This window comes from Dyella silvatica, assembly GCF_026283955.1.
GTDB classification, from domain to species: Bacteria; Pseudomonadota; Gammaproteobacteria; order Xanthomonadales; family Rhodanobacteraceae; genus Dyella_C; species Dyella_C silvatica.
In genome coordinates, this window is record NZ_JAPDPE010000001.1 from 133,447 (window position 1) to 151,912 (window position 18,466).

Consider the following 18,466-nt stretch of genomic DNA (forward strand, 5'->3'; position numbering starts at 1 on the left):
CAGGTTTCAGCGTTGGCCCATAAGAAGGAGGTCGCCGCGGCAAGGCATCGTGGGGGACATCGGCCGTTTCAGGCGACACGCATGACAGCGTTCGTGACGAAACCGTGATGACCGCGCGCGCAATGTTCGACAAATATGCTACCTATGGCTGTTCCTGTGTCATGGAAGCGATGCATGATGCGTCGTGGACATGGGTCCGCATTCGGAATGAGGTAGTGGCATGTCGGTAGCCTTGGAATCGGCGACTAGCGAGAAACGCATGGCAACGGAGGACCGCGAAGCGGGCGTCTGTGCCTTGCTGGTGGCCCGTGGGCGTTTGAAGGATGGCGACTTCACCCGTGCACGCCGTCTTCATGAAGAGTCGCCCGAAGGAACGCTGAGCGGATTGATGGCGCGGCTGGGCCTGGTGTCGGAGCGTGATCTGGCCGAGGCCTGGTCTGAATACCTGAAGGCGCCCTTGCTGGCCGCGCGCGAAGCGCCGGAGCTACCGCCGGCCGAGCTGGATATTTCGCTGCGCTTCCTCAAGCAGCAGCATGTAGTGCCGGTACGCGATGGCGAAGACGGGCTGGCACTGATCGTGGCCGATCCCGCCGATCAATATCCCTTGCAAGCCGTCGAGTTGGCTGCTGGCCGCCCGGTGGCCTTGCGTATTGGCCTGCGTTCGGAGATCGACGATCTGATCGAGCGCTATTACGGCACCGGCCGTTCGGCCATGGGCACCATTGTCGAGAATCTCGACGGCAGCGCCGCCGTGGAAGACGACGTCGAGCACCTGCGCGACCTCGCCTCTGAGGCGCCGGTGATCCGCCTGGTAAATTTGATTCTTCAGCGCGCGGTCGAGCAGCGCGCGTCGGACGTACACATCGAACCGTTCGAAAACCGGCTCAAAGTGCGTTACCGCATCGACGGCGTGTTGCATGAAGTGGAAGCGCCGCCAGCCAGCTCCACCGCCGCGGTGATCTCGCGCGTCAAGATCATGGCCAAGCTCAATATTGCCGAGCGCCGCCTGCCGCAAGACGGTCGCATCCAGTTGCGGGTGCAGGGTAAAGAGCTGGATTTGCGCGTCTCTACCGTGCCGACCAGCTTCGGCGAGTCGGTAGTGATGCGTATTCTCGATCGCGAATCGGTGGTTTTCGATTTCGCCTCGCTGGGCTTTACCGATAACTTCCAGCAGCGTTTCGTCGATGTGCTGGAGCGGCCGCACGGCATCTTGCTGGTCACCGGCCCGACCGGTTCGGGTAAAACCACCACGCTGTATACCGCGTTGTCGCAGATCAACACCGCCGACGTGAAAATCATCACCGTGGAAGATCCGGTGGAGTATCAGATCGAAGGCATCAACCAGATCCAGGTGAAGCCGCAAATCGGCCTCGACTTCTCCGGTGCGCTGCGCTCCATCGTGCGTCAGGATCCGGACGTGATCATGATCGGCGAAATGCGCGATCTGGAAACCTGCCGTATCGCGATCCAGTCGGCGCTTACCGGTCACTTGGTGTTGTCTACCTTGCATACCAACAGTGCCGCCGGCGGCATCACCCGCCTGCTCGACATGGGCGTGGAAGATTATCTGCTCGGCTCCACCGTCAACGGCATTCTCGCCCAGCGTCTGGTGCGCCGCCTCGATCCCGAGACGGCGACCTCTTATGAAGCGCTGCCCGAAGTGATCGAGCAGTTCGAGTTGCACAAATACACCGACGAGCGCCCCATCCGCCTGTGGAAGCCCGGCAGCAGTGCGGCCAACCCCACGGGTTATCGCGGCCGCCGCGCCATCATGGAGTTTCTGGTGATGAGCGATCCGCTGCGCCGTCTGGTGATGCGCCGCGCCGATGCCGGTGAAATCGAGCGTCAGGCGCGTGCCGAAGGCATGCGCACCATGTACGAAGATGGCATCGCCAAAGCCATCGCCGGCGTCACCACGCTTGAGGAGGTGATGCGTGTCACGCAGGAAAGTTGAGTGCAGGGAGTGGCGCGCCGAAGGTCGGAACAAGTCAACGCTGAAGATCGAGCATCGAACATCGAGAACCGATAACGTGCCCGCCCGCGGCACTGGCTTTTCACCACTTTTCGGGCATTCGCCATGAGCCAGTTCAGCTATCGCGCCGTCAGCGATGCCGGTGAAGTGCTGCAGGGACAAATGGAAGCCTCCAGTGTCGAGGAGGTCATCAGCCGGCTGCAGGATCAAGGCCACACGCCGCTCGAAGCCAAGCCCGCCGATGCCGAGGGCGGTGGCAGCGGACTTGCCGGTTTGTTCAAGCGTGGCCCATTTACCGGCGACGAGTTGGCGCAATTCACCCATCAGCTGGCTACCTTGCTGGGCGCCGGCCAGCCGCTGGATCGTGCGCTGGGCATCCTGCTCGAACTGCCCGAGGGTGAGCGCGCCAAGAAACTGGTCGAGCGCGTGCGCGACCGGGTGCGCGGTGGCACCCCGTTATCGCAGGCGCTGGATGAGGAGCACAGCGTGTTCCCCAAGCTTTACATCAGCCTGGTGCGCGCGGGTGAAGCCGGCGGTTCGCTGGAAGACACCTTGCGCCGGCTGGCCGACTATCTGGAGCGTGCCCAGCAATTGCGCGGCAGCATCGTCAACGCGCTTATCTACCCGGCTTTTTTGATGGTCGGCGTGCTCGGCTCGCTGGTGCTGTTGCTGGCCTATGTGGTGCCGCAGTTCGTACCGATTTTCGAAGATATGCAGGTGCCAATTCCGCTGATTACGCAAATCGTGCTGGCCATCGGCAATACCTTGCAATCCTGGTGGTGGCTGATCGTGCTGGTCTTGGTCGGCGGTATTGCCTTCTGGCGTGCGCGCTTGCGCGATCCGGCCGCACGGCTGGCCTGGCACGGCAAATTGCTGACCATGCGGATGATCGGTCCGCTGATGCTGAAGATCGAAACGGCACGAATTGCACGCACCATGGGCACTTTATTGAAAAACGGTGTTCCCTTGTTATCGGCGATCGGCATCTCTCGCCAGGTCACCTCCAATCGCGCGCTCGACGAAGCCCTTGAGCAAGCCGCGGAACAGGTGAAGGGTGGCGGTGGTCTAAGTCTCGCTTTGGCACAGTCGCAGCGATTTCCACGACTGGCCTTGCAAATGGTGCAGGTGGGTGAAGAGGCGGGGCAGTTGGACACCATGTTGCTAAAGGTCGCAGATACTTTCGATCTGGAATCCAAGCGCGCTATCGATCGTTTGCTCGCTGCCTTGGTGCCGGCTCTGACCATCGTGATGACGGTGATGGTGGCCATCATCATGGCGGCCATCCTGCTCCCGCTGCTCAGTCTTACTAGCAATATTCAATGATCACGTCGGAGGAATGAGATGACTATGTGGATGCTGAAACGGCAACAGGGAACCGAAAACGGCGGGCGCGCAAGCAGGTCATCGCGTGTCGCCGCAGCGATGGGTTCTCCGCTGCATGCTCGTTCCCTGGGTGCGAATCGCGCCAAAGGCTTCACCTTGCTGGAAATGCTCGCGGTGATCGTGCTGATCGGCATCATCGGCGCGGTCGTGGTGACCCAGGTCGGCAAAAACGTCGACAAGGGTAAATACGGTGCCGGCAAGGCCCAGCTCACCACGCTGTCGCAGAAAATCGAAAACTACGCGCTGGATAACGGCTCGCCGCCGGCGCAGTTGCAAGATCTGATGGTCAAGCCGGGCACCGCTCGCAACTGGCAAGGCCCGTATGCGAAAGAGTCCGAACTGAAAGATCCGTGGGGTCACGCGTTTGGTTACAAGTACCCGGGCGATCACGGCAACTTCGACCTGATCTTTTATGGGCAGGATGGTCAGCCCGGCGGTGACGGCTACAGCGCCGACGTAGGTAACTGGCAGTGAAGATTGGGGAACGGGGAATGGGGAACAGGGAACGGGAGGCTGCGGCGATGTCGCGGCCTTTCGCTATTTCCTGTTCCCCGTGCCCCGTTCCCTATGCCCCGGGCAGCGCGCGCGCGCGGGGGTTTACCTTGCTCGAAATGCTGGCGGTCATTTTATTGATCGGTATCGCCGCCACGGCGGTGGCGCTTTCGGTATCGCAGGGTTTGGCCAGTGCGCGCGTCAATGCCGCCAGTGGCGAAATGGCCGCCGCCTTGCGGGCTACGCGCACCCAGGCGATCGTGCGTGGTACCGAGCAAACCTTTGATGTCGACCTGCGCAGCATCAGTTATCGCGGCGCGGGCGGTCGCGATGTGCGCTTGCCCAAGGGGATGAAACTCAGCATTACCAGCGCCCAGGAAGATCAGCCCAATGCCACCACCGGGCGCATCCGGTTTTTCCCCGACGGAAGCTCCACCGGTGGCCACATCACTTTGCAACGCGAGAAGCGACAGTGGCTGGTGAACGTGTCGTGGCTGACGGGCGCGGTCAGCGTGGAAGTGAAATGAAAGCGGGGAACGGGGAATGGGGAACGGGGAATGGTGGCTCGCAGGCACTCATGCAGCGAGATGCTTCCCTGTCTTCGTTTGATTCAAAGAGCGCAGCACACCGCATGGCTGCCGCCACACCTTCCCGTTCCCCGTTCCCCATTCCCCGTTCCCCGCAAGCAAAGCATGCCCGTGGCTTCAGCCTGCTTGAAGTCATCGCGGCGATTCTGTTGTTGGCGATTACCTTCGCCGCGTTGATGCAAGTGGCGGGCAGTTCGATCGGCTTGACCAACAACGCGGCCGATCATGCGCAGGCCGCGCTGTGGGCGCGCAGTCTGCTCGATATCGTTGATGTGGAGGCGCCGCTGCAACCGGGCAACAGCGAGGGCCGTTTCAATGCCCAGTACCGCTGGCATCTGAAGGTAGCCCCTTGGAACCCGGGCAATGCCAACGCCGATTCGCAACTGCGCTTGTACAAGCTGGATCTGGACGTGCTGTGGGGATCGCGCGTGCACGAGCGTTCGGCGCATTTCAGTACGCTGCGTCTGGTGGGTAATGGCGGCGGTCGCGTTCCGGGGCTGCCGCGATGACGCAGGGAACGGGGCGCCACGACAAGGGTGTGGTATGGCGCTGCGGCGCAGACGTTTTGTTCAAGACCCGGTGCGGCGGGGTTGCGCACTACTCACCCGCCAGCCGCACGCAGGGCTTCACGCTGCTCGAAGTACTGGGCGCGCTGGCCCTGCTCGCGCTGTTGTTGCTCGGTGTGTATTCGGGCATTCGCACGGCGACGCATAGCGTGCGCTCGGGTTCGGCGGCGATTGAGCGGCTGGATCAGATTCGTTCCGCACAGCAATTCATGCGACGCGAGTTGGCGCAGGTTTTAGCCGTGCCGATTGCGCACAACGAAAATGGCGACAGCATCTACTTCGTCGGAACCGCGCACGAAATGCGTTTCGTCGCGCCGCTGCCGGGTTATCTCGGCAAGCTGGGTCCGCAATTGCAGCAACTGAAACTGGTATCCAACGGCCGCGGCGGCTCGCGCCTGGAGGCGAGCTTTGCCTTGTTACCGCCCGATGGCAGTGCGCCGCATCCCTTGGGCGAGCCTGAAACCTTGCTAGACGATGTGCGCGGCGGCAGCTTTGTTTATCGCAATAGCGATACCGACGAGCAACTGGGTTCATGGCATGGCGATTGGCCCGATGGGCGCATGCTGCCCAGCGCGGTGCGTGTCGACTTGAAGCTGGATGGCAATTACGGCTGGCCACGGCTGGACGCGCCATTGCGCGTCGATCCGACGGCGAGCGGAGGGCAGGCCAACCTGCTGCGCGGTTTGAATCAGGGGCCGCCGATCCGATGATTCCCATGATTAGCCGCACCGGCACGACGCGTCGTATGGGTTCTTTCGACGCCGCCGAACAAGCATCGCGCAACGCCGTGGCGCCGTCGTCCATGGCGGCTAGCCAGCGCCTGCTGCAAACCGCGCATCGCCAGCGCGGTGTCGCCTTGCTGATCGTGCTGTGGGCCTGCACCTTGCTGGCGATTTTGCTGGGCGGCTACGCGATGCTGGCGCGCACCGAAGGCATGCAGGCGCGCTACCAGTTTGCGCAGACTCAAGCGCATTACGCCGCCGGGGTCATGCGGGCGATTTACGGCCTGCAAGATCAGCAGCCCAACCATTGGGTGCCCGACGGACGCACGTATCCATTCAAGTACGAAGACGCCAACGTCAAAGTCACGGTCATCGACGAAGGCGGCAAGGTGGATCTGAATGCGGCCAATCCGAACGTATTGCAGGGGCTTTTTCACGCGGCCGGCCTGGCCGATACGCAGGCGCAAGAATTGTCGCAAAAGGTGGTCGACTGGCGCAGTTTTGGGGTGGGCGCCAATGGCGCCGGGCAGCAAGATGCTGCGTATGCGGCGGCCGGCCGCGACTACAGTCCGCGCAAGGGCCCGTTCGCCAGCATTGAAGAATTGCAACTGGTCTTGGGCATGACCCCGGCGCTGTATCGCAAGATCGCGCCGGCGGTGACGATCTGGTCAGGGCGCGATAGCCCCGATGTGGCAACCGCGCCGTTATTGGCGCTGGCGGCGATTCCGGGGATGGATCCGAACCAGGCAAATGCGGTGTATGCCGCACGGCAAGCCAATCAAGGCGCGCCAGCTCTAGTCGGTTTCCAAGGAGTAACGCATAGTATTCGTTCTGAGGCTGCGTTGGCCGACGGCACCATCGCGGTGCTGCGCGCTACCGTACGGTTGCAGGGAATTCGATCAGGTGCGACGCCGTACACGGTATTGCGTTGGCAGGAAGGAGACGGGGAGTGAAGAATGCAGCAACGCAATCATTGCGCTTGCCACTGGATCGTATGCGCCGCGCCTGGCGGGCATCGCCGTTGCCGCGTTTCTTTGAGTGGTGGGGGAGTGAGTTAAAGGCCTTATTGCCGGTACGTTGGCGCAGCCTGTTTGGCGGCGGCGCGTTATGGCATTTGCTTGAACGCAACGGCGAGCAATGGAAGCTGCGCCGCGCCGACCATGCCGAGCCGCTGGCCAGCTGGAGCGACAGCCTCGATCCCACGGCACAGCAAGCCGCGCTCGCCGAGGCCTTGCGCGGGGTGGATCGCGAAGACTTGCGCCTGGCCCTGTGTCTTCCGGCCAGCACCGTCTTGCGCCGCACCGTGATGCTGCCCCTGGCGGCACGAGACAGCTTGCAGCAAGTGGGTGCGTTCGAGATGGACCGGCAAACGCCGTTCCGCGCCGAGCAAGTGCGTTACGACTTGCATGAGTTGAACCGGCCGGCATCGGCCGGCCGTTTTGCCGCCGAACTGGTGGCGGTGCCGCGCACCACGCTCGATCCGCTGCTCGATCGCTTAAGCGTTCTGGGCATTGCGGTCGATGCCGTGGATATGGCCATTGGCCACGGCCGTCTTGGGGTGAATTTGCTGCCGCCCGAGCAAGCGCCACGTCGGCGTCACCCGCGCCAGCAATTGAACTGGGCCTTGGCGGCGGGTGCGGTGGTCTTGCTGGTGCTGGTGCTGGCGCAGTGGCTGCACAATCGCCAAAGCACGCTGGACACCATGCGCAGCCAGGTCGAAAGCATGCGCACCGATGCACAACAAGTGTCTGGCTTGCGGCAGCAGCTGCAGGACAACGCCGGCGCGGCCGGTTTTCTGGCGGCGCGCAAAATGCATACGGTCTCGGTGTTGGGCGTGCTGCAGGATCTCAGCCAGCGCCTGCCAGATACCGCTTGGCTGGAGCGCATGAGCATCGACAACAACGGCCAGGTCGGCTTTCAGGGGCAGAGTGCCCAGGCAGCCAAGCTGGTCGATGCGCTGAAAGATTCGACTGTCATCGCCGATGCTAATTTCCAGGGCACTATCCAGGCCGATCCGACGACCGGCAAGGAACGTTTTTACATGGTGGCGCAGTTGCGCAAGATCGCCGATGCCAAGGCCAAACCCAAGCCATCTTCGGCGCCGGCGCATGGCGGGAGCACGCCATGAAGCTGGCCCGACTCAAGCCGCGCGAAAGCCGCATAGCGGCGCTGTTGCTGTTGCTGCTGGTGTTGCTGCTGGGCTATTTCCTGTTGCTGCATTGGTGGTTTGTCGCGCCGCTGCGCAGCATGAGCGCCGAGATGGATGACTTGCGCGATACCCAAAGCCGTTATGCCGCGGCGATCGCCGAGAAGCCGCAACTGCAACAGCGCATCGCCGCGCTTGGCCAGGGCCAGGCCGCCAGCAGCGCCTTTCTGCCGGAGGCCGATCCCAATGCGGCGGCGGCTGGTTTGATGCAGCGCGTGGTCGATGTCGTCGCCGCGCATCCGCAGGGCGGCAGCTGCGATGTCATCCAGAAAATGCCGGTGCCCAATCCGCGTACCGATGACGGCGAGCCGTACCGCAAAGTGGCGGTAAGCATCAGCCTGCGTTGCGACGTGCAGCCATTGGGTTCGGTGCTGCAAACGCTGGAGCAGGGCACGCCGTATCTATTCGTCGACGATCTGAGCATCTACCGCAATCCGGTCGCCGCACAGAAAAATGCAGCGCCGCCACTGGAGGTGCAATTCACCCTCTCCGGTTACGTGCGCCAGGCCCACGGTGCTGCCGCACCGGCGGCCACGCCACCGGCGGAGACTGCGCTATGAACGCCGCCTCGCAGAGACGTATCACCCCATGGCTGGCCGGCACCGCACTCGCCTTCGGTTTGCTGTGGGTGCTGTTGCTAAGCGGCGTCGGCCGCAGCGTGCGCTGGAATCCACCGCTGCCCACGCCGCCGCTGCCCGCATCGCACGACGATAGCGGCTTGCCCACGCCACAGCCGTTGGAGCAGTTCGCGATTGTGTGGCTGAAGCCGCTGTTCAATCCCGATCGCAAACCGATCGCCCGTGCGGCCAGTGATGGCGGCAATCTCGGCGACATGGAATTGACCGGCATCATTCTTACCCACGATTTGCACATGGCCTTGCTGCACGATAAGAGCGGCGACAAACATGTACGTGTGCGCGAAGGCGACAGCCTGCCCGATGGCAGCTGGAAACTGGCCGAGCTGAAGCCGCGCACGGCGGTATTCGAAGGTGCCAGTGGGCGTACCGAACTGAATCTGCCTGCCGGTGCGCCGATTACCCCGCCGACACCCGGCGATCCCAATGCCAACAACGCCAATAACCCACCGCCCGCACCCGGCATGCCGGTGCCGCCGCCGGTGGCGAACAACGGCTCGTCGGCACCGGTGATGCAAGTGCAACAGATACCTCCCAACAACGCGCATCCACCGCAAGGTGTGGATGCACAACAAGCCGAACGCATTCGTCAGCTCAAGGCCAACATTTTGAAACGCCGCGCCGAGCAAGCCGCAGCCCCTGAAGGAGTACGTTGATTCATGTCCCGCAAGCTCATTTCTCCGGCTCGCCGTATCGGCACCCTCGCTTTGGCGATCTGGGTGGCAGGTTGTTCCAGCTTGCAGCAGCGCGACGATGGCGCCTTGCAGCGCGAGGCCGTGGCCGGCACCGAAAAGCCCGCGCCTGCACCGGCGCCATTGAACACCGGTCTGCGCCCCGATCAAACCAACGCCGCGCAGCCGCAGCTCAATGTCGGCAGTGGCGAGTTCATCCGGCCGACCGGCCTGGCCAAGCCGCGCAAGCTGGCCAGTGGCGATGGCGCGGTGACCTTCAACTTTGAGAATCAGCCGGTACCGGCGGTGGTCAAGGCGATACTTGGCGACCTGCTCAAGCAGAACTACACCATCGTGCCGGGCGTACAAGGCAATGTGTCGTTCTCCACGGCGGAGCCGGTAGACAGCAGTCAGGCCTTGCCGATTCTGGAAACCCTGCTCGCCTGGACCGGCAATGCGCTGGTCCAGCGCGATGGCGGCTACGTGGTGATGCCGGCGAAAGACGCCGTAGCCGGCAACCTGGCCCCCAGCCTCGGTGCCGCTGCCCCGCAAGCGGGCTTGCAGGCCCGTTTGTTTTCGCTGCGCTACATCGCGGCACCGGAGATGCAAAAGCTGATCAAGCCGTTTGCCCGCGCCGATGCCGTGCTGCTGGTCGATCCGTCGCGCAACTTGCTGGTGATGTCCGGTACGCCGCAAGAGCTGGCCAATTATCAGCGCACCATCAGCACGTTTGACGTGGATTGGTTGCACGGTATGTCGGTCGGGGTCTTCAGTCTCAAGCACGCCACGGTGACCGAATTGCTGCCGCGGCTGGAAGGGATGTTCGGCGCCAAAGGCGATACCCCGCTGGCTGGCATGTTCCGTTTCATTCCGATCGAGCGTACCAATGCGCTGGTCGTCATCAGCACGCAGCCCGGTTATCTGAAAGAAATCGGCGGCTGGATCGAAAAAATCGATCGCGGCGGCGGCAACGAGCCGGAGCTGTTTATTTACGACGTACGTAACCTCAAAGCCTCCGATCTGGCGCAATACCTCGCACAGATTTACGCCAGTGGCGGCGGTGGCGGCGGTGGCGCCAAGGTCGGGCCAGGCCTCAGTTCGGGCACGCTGGGCAACGCCGATAACGCCAATGGTTCGGGCAGCGGCATGGGCAGCACTGCCGGCAGTTTCGGCAGCAGCACCACCGGCGGCCTCGGTGGTAGCTCAGGTGGAATCGGCGGCGGTATTGGCGGTGCTAGCAATGGCGGCGGTATTGGTGGCGGTCTGGGCGGCGGCACCGGTGGTATTGGTGGCGGCAGCGGTGGCCTGGGCGGTGGCAGCCAGGGTGGCAGCACCTTTGGCTCGCTCGGCGGTGGCTCGGGTGGGCGCTCGGGCGGTGGCAGCGGCGGCGGCTCGCAAGGCGGCCAGCAATACGCGTCCGAAGACGGCAGCATCCGCATCAGTTCGGTCGACGACAATAATCAGCTGATGGTGCGCGCGCGACCATCGCAATGGGCCGAGATCGAAGCGGCAATCCAGAAGCTGGACAATACGCCACTCCAGGTGCAGATCGAGACGCGCATCCTGGAAGTGACCCTGACCAATCAATTCCAGTTCGGCGTGCAGTGGTATCTCGAAGGCCTCACGGGCAGCAAGCCGACCGTGACGAACGGTGTCATTACCGGTGCCGACAACTCGGCCAATGGCCGCTATCTGCAGGCGCGGCAGATCGGCCTGGGTTCGGGCGGCAATCAGTATGGCGGTGAGCCGTTCTTCTACTCCTTCATGAATAGCAATATGCAGGTTGCCGTGCGTGCCTTGGAAACCAATGGCAACACCAAGACGCTGTCGGCACCCTCGCTGGTCGTACTGAATAACCAGATAGCGCAGATTCAAGTCGGCGATCAGGTGCCGATCAATACCACCAGCGTCAACCCGGGTGTCGGCACCGCCACCTACAACTCGGTGAACTACCTGAGCACCGGTGTGATCCTGGCGGTGCAGCCGCGCGTCAATCCCGGCGGCTTGGTCTATCTCAATATCCAGCAGCAGGTCAGTACGCCATCGACCCCGGCCGGTGCCGCCAACCCGACCGTTTCGCAACGTGCCATGAGCACTCAGGTTGCGGTGCAAAGTGGGCAGACCGTCTTGCTCGGCGGCTTGATCCAGCAAAACGATCAGGGCGGCAATACCGGCATCCCCGGCTTGAACAGCATTCCGGTTATTGGTCGATTGTTCGGCACCACCAATCGCAACCGCACGCGCACTGAGCTGATCGTCTTGATCACACCCAAAGTCATCACCAATGGTGACGAGGCCAAGCAAGTTACCGACGAGTACCAGCAGAAATTCGAATCGCTGGCGCCGTTGCGCGATACCGGCAAGGCCATGCCAACGACCAAGCCGTAACGGTAACAGCCCTCTTCGTCCTGGCCGGAGAGGGCTGCGCCTGCGGTCCGTCAGCAAGCGGCGTCGGCGAAACGGCTCGCGCGACAGGGTGATGGTTAAAAACCATCACCCGTTATCATCCGTCGGATGACCGCGCCCGCCCCCTCCTTCCCGATTACCCCGCTGTTGCCTGAGATCTGCGCATCGCTTGATGCGCAGACCCGGCTGGTGCTCGAGGCGCCTCCCGGTGCGGGCAAGACCACCCAAGTGCCGTTGGCCCTGCTTGGCGCATCGTGGCTGGGCGATCAGAAGATTCTGATGCTGGAACCGCGGCGCATCGCCGCGCGCGCGGCGGCGCAATTCATGGCGCGGCAGCTGGGCGAGGAGGTGGGGCAAACGGTGGGCTATCGCATTCGTTTCGAGTCGAAGGTGAGTGCGGCCACGCGGGTCGAGGTGGTGACCGAGGGCATTCTCACCCGGCTGATTCAGGATGATCCGGAGTTGAGCGGCATCGGGGTAATCCTGTTCGACGAATTTCACGAGCGTCATCTCGCCGGCGATCTCGGCGCGGCGCTGGCCATGGATGTGCAAGCCACGCTGCGGCCAGAACTACGTCTGGTGGTGATGTCGGCCACGCTCGACGGCGAGCGCATCGCGCAGTGGCTGGCCGCGCCGCGAATCAGCAGCCCCGGCCGCAGTTATCCGGTGCGTATCGAGCATCCGCCTGCACGGACCCAGGAAAGCATCGAGCATCAACTGGCCCGGGTAACCCGCCAGGCCCTGAGCGAAAACGAGGGTGACGTGCTGGCGTTTTTGCCCGGGCGACGGGAAATCGCCCGCGCGCAGACGGTGCTGCAGCAAACGCTGGAGCGCGACGATGTCGAAACCGTCGCCTTGCACGGTGAGCTATCGCTGGCCGAACAGCAGGCGGCCTTGGCGCCGGCCGAGCCGGGCATGCGGCGGGTGGTGTTGGCCACCAATGTTGCTGAATCCAGCGTCACCTTGCCGGGCATTCGCGCGGTCGTCGATGCCGGCCTGGCGCGTGAGCCACGCTTTGATCCCAACTCGGGCTTTACCCGGCTGGAAACCGTGAACATTTCGCAGGCATCGGCCGATCAGCGCGCGGGTCGTGCGGGCCGTGTCGCCGAGGGTACGGCGTATCGCTTGTGGCCGCAGAGCAAGCGACTCGATAGCGCGCGCACGGCCGAGATCACCCAGGCCGAACTTTCCAGCCTGGCTTTGGAGCTGGCCGCATGGGGCAGTGCGGCCTTGCCCTGGTTGGATGCGCCGCCAGCAGGCGCGCTGGCGCAAGCGCGCGAATTGCTGACACAGCTGGGCGCGCTGGATGCCGATGCGCGGATCACCGCGCTTGGCCGCCGCATGCTGGAGCTTGGCGCTGCGCCACGGCTGGCCGCCGCGGCCTTGCGTGCACCGCTGGAGCTGCGTGCCTTGATTGCCGATTTACTAGCCTTGATGGAGGCGCGCTCGCCGCTGCGCGGCGAGCAGGCGCGCAGCGATGATTTTCGTCTGCGCGTAACCGCCTTGCATGCCTGGCGTGACCGTCATGCGGCCAGTGGCCGCGGCGGTGCGGATGCCGGCGCGTTAGCGGCCATCGAACAAGCCAGTAAAGGCTGGCGCAAGCGTTTGGACGTCCGTACGGCGGCCAGCGGCGCGCCCGACAGCCATGCCATCGGCGATCTGCTGTTGCATGCCTTTCCCGATCGCGTCGCGCGCCGCGATGATGCCAATCCCTTGCGCTATACCCTGGCCAATGGTCGTGGCGCGCGTCTACATGACAACACGGCGCTGCTCGGCGAACCCTGGTTGGTCGCCCTGGATCTGCGTTTTGAAGCGCGCGATAGCCTGATTCTGGCCGCCGCTCCGTTGGATCTGCGCGTGCTTGAACGCGACTATCCCGCGCAGTTTCGGCGTGAACGCGTCTTGCGCTGGAACGATGAACGCAATGCGGTCGAGGCCTTCGAAGAACAGCGCTATGCCGCCATCGTGCTGGAGCGCCGCAGCGTTCCAGTCAAGCCCGAAGATGCGCTGCCGGCCTTGCTTGCAGGCATTCGCGCCAAAGGTGTGGCCGCCTTGCCCTGGAGTGAACATGCCCGGCGTTTGCGCGCGCGCATGCAGGCATTGCGTGCGTGGATGCCGGAGCTGGGCTTGCCCGATGTCTCCGATGGCGCCTTGCTGGATGCCATGGATATTTGGCTGGCGCCGTATCTGCACGGCAAGCGGCGGCTCGATGCGTTGAGCGCGGAAGAGCTCTCGCAGGCCTTGAGCTCGTTGTTCGATTACGAGCAGCGCCGCCAGCTCGATGCGCAGGCACCGGAAAGCCTCACCGTGCCCAGCGGTATGACCCGCCGCCTGGAATACGCCCCGGACGAGCCGCCAGTGCTGGCGGTAAAGCTACAGGAATTGTTCGGCCTGGCCGACACGCCGTGCATCGCCAGCGGACGGGTGCCGGTCACACTGCATTTGTTATCGCCGGGGGGCCGGCCGATACAAATTACCCAGGATCTAAAAGGCTTCTGGGAACGCACTTATCCGGAAGTGAAGAAAGAGCTGAAAGGCCGCTATCCGCGCCATCCCTGGCCGGATGATCCCTGGACCGCCGTACCGACACACCGGGCCAAACCGCGCGGTACCTGATTAGACGGTTTTGAGCTGACCGCGAGAGGGCGGCAAGCTTGGCTGCGCGCTCGCCTGCAAGCAGCCTTGGCCGATCAGCGTGGCGCGTAGTGCGTCGTCGATCGGCGTATAGAGGTTGCCGCCGAGAAAGCGAGTGATTTTCTGATCGTCGAGTTGAACCGGGCCACGCCATAAATAGCGCATCTCGCGCATCTCGCGCAGCGTCTGCATGAATGGCGCCGCCAGGGTTACCAGCCACCATGGGAAGCGTTTCGCCACCATGCCGGGGTTGTTCGCCGCTCGGCCTAGGGCGGCGATCATCTGGTTGCCGTCCAGCCAATAGCCGCCAAAGTGAAACACCTCGAAGGGCGCCAGTTCGCTTTCACGATCGAGCAGCCGCGCCAACGTTTTGCCGACATCGGGCAAATATGCCCAGCTATGGCCGATCTCGCGTTGACCCGGATAGCTGACGGCACGCACCGGCACGCCTTGCTTGATCAAGCCTTGGGCAAGCCAGTTGTTGCCGGCGTTGGGGCCGAAGAAGTCGCCACAGCGCAGGATCAGTACCGGCACGCCCTGTTTGGCGGCGGTGGCCAGTCGCTGCTCCATCTCGACACGGATTTTTCCCTTGCGGGTAAGCGGATGCTGCGGCGAATGCTCGCTCAGTAACGGAAAGGCATCGGGGCCGAAGTTGTAGACGGTGCCGGGTAGCACGATGCCTGCGCCGACGGCCTTGGCGGCGGCGATGGTGTTGTCGAGCATCGGCAGCACCAGTTTGTTCCAGTCGCGATAACCCGGTGGGTTCACCGCATGCACAATCCATTGCACGCCGGCGGCGGCCCGCAGCACATCGTCCGCTTGCATGGCGTCGCCGCTCAGCCACTCGATGCCATCCTGTGTCGCCGCCTTGGGCTGACGCACCAGCGCGCGCACCCGCCAGCCGTGCCGTTGCAGCGCCACGCAGGATTCATGGCCGATACCGCCCTTGGCACCGATCACCAACACCGTCTTTTGCTTGTTCATGGTTATGCCCTCGCGTGCTTGTTTGCCTGGATTGAGGTCTAGCTTGCGCGCGGGCCGCATATAAGAAAATTGCCTAATAACATTGATTAGATATACAAATATGCATGGCCAACCATGACCCCAGCTGGGAGCTTTACCGGTCCTTTCTCGCGGTGATGCGCGAAGGAAGCCTGTCCGCCGCGGCGCGCATGCTGGGCATGACCCAGCCCAGCCTGGGCCGCCACGTACGCGAGCTGGAGGCGAAGCTCGGCGTGGCCTTGTTCGCCCGCTCGCCGCAGGGGCTGACCCCCACCGATATCGCGCACGAGCTGGTGCCGCATGCGCAATCGATGGCGGCCGCTTCGGCGGCGCTGCGACGGGCGGCTTCGGCCAATCATGACGATATTCGCGGCGTGATCCGGGTGACCGCCAGCGAGATGGTCGGCACCGAGGTGCTGCCGTCGATGCTGGCGGACTTTCGCCAGCAACATCCCGGCATCGTGATCGAGCTGTCATTGTCGAACCAGTCCGAAGACTTATTGCGCCGCGATGCGGATATTGCGATACGCATGGTGCAGCCGACACAGGGCGCCCTGGTGGCGCGGCATGTCGGCAAGGTGGCGATCGGCCTGTATGCGCATCAGCGCTATATCAAGGTGAATGGACGTCCAAAAACTATGGATGAACTCGTCGCCCATGCCTTGATCGGTTTCGATAACGAGGCGCCCTACATTCGCAGCCTGCGTCCTAAAGGGTCACCCTTTGTGCGCGAGAACTTTGCCTTGCGCACCGACAGCGACATGGCGGCGCTGGCAGCGATTCGCGCCGGCTATGGCATTGGCTTCGCCCAGGTGGGTATTGCTCGCCGCGATCCAAAACTGATCCGCCTGATGCCAGACAGCCTGGAACTGAATCTGGATACCTGGGTGGTGATGCATGAAGACCTCAGGCGAAGCGTGCGCAATCGCAAGCTGTTCGATCATCTCGCTGGCGGACTTGGCGCATACACCCAGCTGAAAGATTGACTTGTGCGCCCGGATTCACACCTGCGCCTTGAAGGTCTTGCCCAGCGATGCGCCACGCCCGATGTAATGCCGGAACAGATAAAACAGCGGTGCATAACGGGTCGGGTCGATGTGCTGGGTATCCGCAACGACGATGTCGGCATGGGCATGCACATGCAACACCTCCAGCTCAATGATGGTGTAGCCATCGGCATCGTCACGCCAGGCCTCCAGTGGGCGGAATGCGCTGTGCACCAGTAAGGCCTCAAGTTGCAATGGGCATTCGGCGATGCGTGGCGCGGCCACCGTCAACGCAGGCGCGGCATGCAGGCCGGCCAGGGCGAACTTGTCCGGCTCGTGGCGGTAGCCCGAGTCGCGCTTCCAGGCCGGTAGCGGGTTGCGGCCGCTGGTTGACGCCAGCTGCTCAACCGCTTGGTGCATATCTTCGCTGGCCAGGTTGAGCACGCATTCGCCTTCGCGCAGCAAGTTGGCCAGCCCTTGTCCGCCGCCGCTAAGGCCGATCACCACACGATCGGCCAAGGCCCAGGCTGAGGACATCGGCGTGATATTGGCCGAGCCGTCGGGATTGCGGGTGGTGATCAGCACCACCGGGGTGCCGAAATAAAGAATGGAGGGGTGGATGACCGAGGTGTCGGGGGCGCGATAAATGTCCATGCCGCCAGTGTCGCGGCCGATCGAGCGAGGATGTTTCGCGCGCTGACGAAACGTGTTGCCAGCGGCTGCCATTAGACTGCGCGCATGAGCGATAGCACTTCCGCAAACCGATACCAGTTGGCCGAACTGGGCGCCCTGCTGGCCGAGCCGGCACGGGCTGCCATGCTGCTGGCCTTGGCCGATGGCAGCGCCCGGCCCGCCGGTGAGCTGGCGCATGCGGCGGGGGTGGGGGCGGCTACTGCCAGCGCGCATTTGAAGCGGCTGTTGGAGGGCGGCTTGCTCGCCGTGCACGTGCAAGGACGTCACCGCTATTACCGGCTTGCCAGCGATGAAGTCGCCGCCTTGCTCGAAGCCATGGCCCTGCCGCGAACGGCGAAAAGTATGCCGCATGCCACCGGCAGCGATCTTGCGCTGCGGCGCGCGCGCAGCTGTTATCGGCATATGGCCGGCGAACTGGGCGTGGCCTTATGCGATGCCTTGTTAGGCCGCGGCTATCTGCATACCGAGAGCGTGGGGTTGCGGTTGTCACCACAGGGTGCCGAGGCCTTCATGCAGGCAGGCCTGGAACAAGCGCCCGCGGTGAAATTGCTGGGCCTGTCCGGTCGTAGCTGTCTGGATTGGAGCGAGCGCCGTTTGCATGTCGGCGGACCGCTGGGCGTTGCCATGATGACCGCCATGCTGGATGCAGGCTGGCTGCGCCGCGCGGCCAGCGGGCGGGTACTGGTGCCCAGTGCTGATGGCTTGCGGCGCCTGAGTGGCCTGGGTGTGCGGATCGAATCCTAAACATCTGCCGGCGGCGCCAGCTTGATCGTGCAAGGCATGGTTCGCGCTGCCGTGGCCTAAGCGATTTGGCCGTCTAACTGTTACACCGTATCGCCTTCGCCTACACCAAAAGCTCACATCGACCCGCTTGGCCACGTGGCCGATCAAGTGGCCATCTCAACGACGAAAAAATCGTTGACACGTCGATACTCCCCTGAGTATGGTTCGCCCGCCTTCCGGGACACCCGAGGCACTTGTCTGGTTACCTACCTGCGAGAAATGGACAGTTATCCCCCTAGTAGCAACGCCAACGTTGAATGGAATCATTCGATGTTGGCGTGGCCCGTACACAACTTGGACGCTTGCAGCGACCGCATCCGGTCGGCTGGCGCTTTCCTGGCCTAGGGAAGTCCTGCCGCCTCCTGCGCCGTTGTCGGTGCACGGGAGGTGAGCAATGAATCACATGAAATCCGTTGCAGGGCGCGATCAGCGCACCTGTCGCAAAGATCGCCATAAGCAGCATGTCCGGCGCCTCAGCGCATCGGGCCGGCCGTATGTCATCCGTTACTCGATGACCCCACGCGGCTTATGCCGCGAGGTAGTGGAGCTGCGTGGCAACAAGCCGCTGGCGAGCTGGTCACGCAATGAAACGACCGGCGCGCTGGAATGTCATTGGCGTATCCATTCGCCCGCCACGCTGGCGGCGAATACATCCGATCAATCCCCGCTGCCGCAACAGGTTTCCCATGTCGTGAAGCTGCGCCGCGATGGCGTGCATGCCGACATGC

General features: G+C 63.2%; 17 protein-coding genes. 15 read left to right on the forward strand and 2 right to left on the reverse strand.

Translation table 11 applies throughout. From position 1 onward, the window contains the following. Window positions 1-220: 220 nt before the first annotated feature. From gspE to hrpB, 12 genes are all read left to right on the forward strand, one after another. Window positions 221-1,954 (forward strand): type II secretion system ATPase GspE, encoded by a 1,734-nt coding sequence (gene gspE, locus OUZ52_RS00530; RefSeq protein ID WP_425493741.1) that lies wholly within the window; start codon window positions 221-223, stop codon window positions 1,952-1,954. 123 nt (window positions 1,955-2,077) lie between these two features. Further along, window positions 2,078-3,295 (forward strand): type II secretion system inner membrane protein GspF, encoded by a 1,218-nt coding sequence (gene gspF, locus OUZ52_RS00535; RefSeq protein WP_266156355.1) that lies wholly within the window; start codon window positions 2,078-2,080, stop codon window positions 3,293-3,295. 99 nt (window positions 3,296-3,394) lie between these two features. After that, the gene (gene gspG, locus OUZ52_RS00540; RefSeq protein ID WP_266156373.1) at window positions 3,395-3,829 is read left to right on the forward strand and encodes a type II secretion system major pseudopilin GspG; all 435 of its coding nucleotides are present in this window, start codon (window positions 3,395-3,397) and stop codon (window positions 3,827-3,829) included. A gap of 47 nt (window positions 3,830-3,876) precedes the next feature. After that, window positions 3,877-4,374: a GspH/FimT family pseudopilin gene (locus tag OUZ52_RS00545; RefSeq protein ID WP_266156356.1), complete on the forward strand. Its 498-nt coding sequence runs from the start codon at window positions 3,877-3,879 to the stop codon at window positions 4,372-4,374. 104 nt (window positions 4,375-4,478) lie between these two features. Beyond that, window positions 4,479-4,943, forward strand: coding sequence for a type IV pilus modification PilV family protein (locus OUZ52_RS00550; RefSeq protein ID WP_266156357.1), 465 nt, complete (start codon window positions 4,479-4,481; stop codon window positions 4,941-4,943). After that, window positions 4,940-5,710, forward strand: coding sequence for a prepilin-type N-terminal cleavage/methylation domain-containing protein (locus tag OUZ52_RS00555; protein ID WP_266156358.1), 771 nt, complete (start codon window positions 4,940-4,942; stop codon window positions 5,708-5,710). Before OUZ52_RS00550 ends, OUZ52_RS00555 begins: the two co-directional genes overlap by 4 nt. Window positions 5,711-5,715: 5 nt before the next feature. Further along, window positions 5,716-6,675 (forward strand): type II secretion system minor pseudopilin, encoded by a 960-nt coding sequence (locus OUZ52_RS00560; RefSeq protein WP_323135304.1) that lies wholly within the window; start codon window positions 5,716-5,718, stop codon window positions 6,673-6,675. 41 nt (window positions 6,676-6,716) lie between these two features. Further along, window positions 6,717-7,850 (forward strand): PilN domain-containing protein, encoded by a 1,134-nt coding sequence (locus OUZ52_RS00565; RefSeq protein WP_266156375.1) that lies wholly within the window; start codon window positions 6,717-6,719, stop codon window positions 7,848-7,850. Next, a complete protein-coding gene (gspM, locus tag OUZ52_RS00570) occupies window positions 7,847-8,488 on the forward strand; it encodes a type II secretion system protein GspM (protein WP_266156359.1) in 642 nt (213 codons plus the stop codon). The genes OUZ52_RS00565 and gspM overlap by 4 nt, the downstream gene beginning before the upstream one ends. Then, on the forward strand, window positions 8,485-9,219 hold the full coding sequence (locus tag OUZ52_RS00575; protein WP_266156360.1) for a general secretion pathway protein GspN: 735 nt from the start codon (window positions 8,485-8,487) through the stop codon (window positions 9,217-9,219). Before gspM ends, OUZ52_RS00575 begins: the two co-directional genes overlap by 4 nt. A gap of 3 nt (window positions 9,220-9,222) precedes the next feature. Continuing rightward, window positions 9,223-11,622, forward strand: coding sequence for a type II secretion system secretin GspD (gspD, locus tag OUZ52_RS00580; RefSeq protein ID WP_266156361.1), 2,400 nt, complete (start codon window positions 9,223-9,225; stop codon window positions 11,620-11,622). 126 nt (window positions 11,623-11,748) lie between these two features. After that, window positions 11,749-14,256, forward strand: coding sequence for an ATP-dependent helicase HrpB (hrpB, locus tag OUZ52_RS00585; protein ID WP_266156362.1), 2,508 nt, complete (start codon window positions 11,749-11,751; stop codon window positions 14,254-14,256). Here the strand turns inward: hrpB and OUZ52_RS00590 are convergent, their stop codons facing one another. Further along, window positions 14,257-15,258: an NAD-dependent epimerase/dehydratase family protein gene (locus tag OUZ52_RS00590; RefSeq protein ID WP_266156363.1), complete on the reverse strand. Its 1,002-nt coding sequence runs from the start codon at window positions 15,256-15,258 to the stop codon at window positions 14,257-14,259. A 104-nt stretch (window positions 15,259-15,362) separates the two neighbouring features. Between OUZ52_RS00590 and OUZ52_RS00595 the strand changes: the two genes are divergently transcribed. Next, window positions 15,363-16,262, forward strand: a complete 900-nt coding sequence (locus OUZ52_RS00595) for a LysR family transcriptional regulator (protein WP_266156364.1) — start codon at window positions 15,363-15,365, stop codon at window positions 16,260-16,262. A gap of 15 nt (window positions 16,263-16,277) precedes the next feature. Here the strand turns inward: OUZ52_RS00595 and OUZ52_RS00600 are convergent, their stop codons facing one another. Then, window positions 16,278-16,988: a flavin reductase family protein gene (locus OUZ52_RS00600; protein WP_323135305.1), complete on the reverse strand. Its 711-nt coding sequence runs from the start codon at window positions 16,986-16,988 to the stop codon at window positions 16,278-16,280. Between the two features lie 12 nt (window positions 16,989-17,000). Here OUZ52_RS00600 and OUZ52_RS00605 point away from each other — a divergent pair, with 12 nt between their 5' ends. Next, window positions 17,001-17,699: an ArsR/SmtB family transcription factor gene (locus tag OUZ52_RS00605; protein WP_266156365.1), complete on the forward strand. Its 699-nt coding sequence runs from the start codon at window positions 17,001-17,003 to the stop codon at window positions 17,697-17,699. Between the two features lie 442 nt (window positions 17,700-18,141). Further along, window positions 18,142-18,466, forward strand: a 325-nt coding sequence (locus OUZ52_RS00610) for a hypothetical protein (protein ID WP_266156366.1), incomplete at its 3' end; no start/stop codon positions are given.

Excerpts from the sequence above, each read along its gene's own strand:
- gspE (WP_425493741.1), top strand. The coding sequence starts at position 221 with ATGTCGGTAGCCTTGGAATCGGCGACTAGCGAGAAACGCATGGCAACG.
- gspF (WP_266156355.1), top strand. The coding sequence starts at position 2,078 with ATGAGCCAGTTCAGCTATCGCGCCGTCAGCGATGCCGGTGAAGTGCTG.
- gspG (WP_266156373.1), top strand. The coding sequence starts at position 3,395 with ATGGGTTCTCCGCTGCATGCTCGTTCCCTGGGTGCGAATCGCGCCAAA.
- OUZ52_RS00545 (WP_266156356.1), top strand. The coding sequence starts at position 3,877 with ATGTCGCGGCCTTTCGCTATTTCCTGTTCCCCGTGCCCCGTTCCCTAT.
- OUZ52_RS00550 (WP_266156357.1), top strand. The coding sequence starts at position 4,479 with ATGGCTGCCGCCACACCTTCCCGTTCCCCGTTCCCCATTCCCCGTTCC.
- OUZ52_RS00555 (WP_266156358.1), top strand. The coding sequence starts at position 4,940 with ATGACGCAGGGAACGGGGCGCCACGACAAGGGTGTGGTATGGCGCTGC.
- OUZ52_RS00560 (WP_323135304.1), top strand. The coding sequence starts at position 5,716 with ATGATTAGCCGCACCGGCACGACGCGTCGTATGGGTTCTTTCGACGCC.
- OUZ52_RS00565 (WP_266156375.1), top strand. The coding sequence starts at position 6,717 with ATGCGCCGCGCCTGGCGGGCATCGCCGTTGCCGCGTTTCTTTGAGTGG.
- gspM (WP_266156359.1), top strand. The coding sequence starts at position 7,847 with ATGAAGCTGGCCCGACTCAAGCCGCGCGAAAGCCGCATAGCGGCGCTG.
- OUZ52_RS00575 (WP_266156360.1), top strand. The coding sequence starts at position 8,485 with ATGAACGCCGCCTCGCAGAGACGTATCACCCCATGGCTGGCCGGCACC.
- gspD (WP_266156361.1), top strand. The coding sequence starts at position 9,223 with ATGTCCCGCAAGCTCATTTCTCCGGCTCGCCGTATCGGCACCCTCGCT.
- hrpB (WP_266156362.1), top strand. The coding sequence starts at position 11,749 with ATGACCGCGCCCGCCCCCTCCTTCCCGATTACCCCGCTGTTGCCTGAG.
- OUZ52_RS00590 (WP_266156363.1), bottom strand. The coding sequence starts at position 15,258 with ATGAACAAGCAAAAGACGGTGTTGGTGATCGGTGCCAAGGGCGGTATC.
- OUZ52_RS00595 (WP_266156364.1), top strand. The coding sequence starts at position 15,363 with ATGGCCAACCATGACCCCAGCTGGGAGCTTTACCGGTCCTTTCTCGCG.
- OUZ52_RS00600 (WP_323135305.1), bottom strand. The coding sequence starts at position 16,988 with ATGGCAGCCGCTGGCAACACGTTTCGTCAGCGCGCGAAACATCCTCGC.
- OUZ52_RS00605 (WP_266156365.1), top strand. The coding sequence starts at position 17,001 with ATGAGCGATAGCACTTCCGCAAACCGATACCAGTTGGCCGAACTGGGC.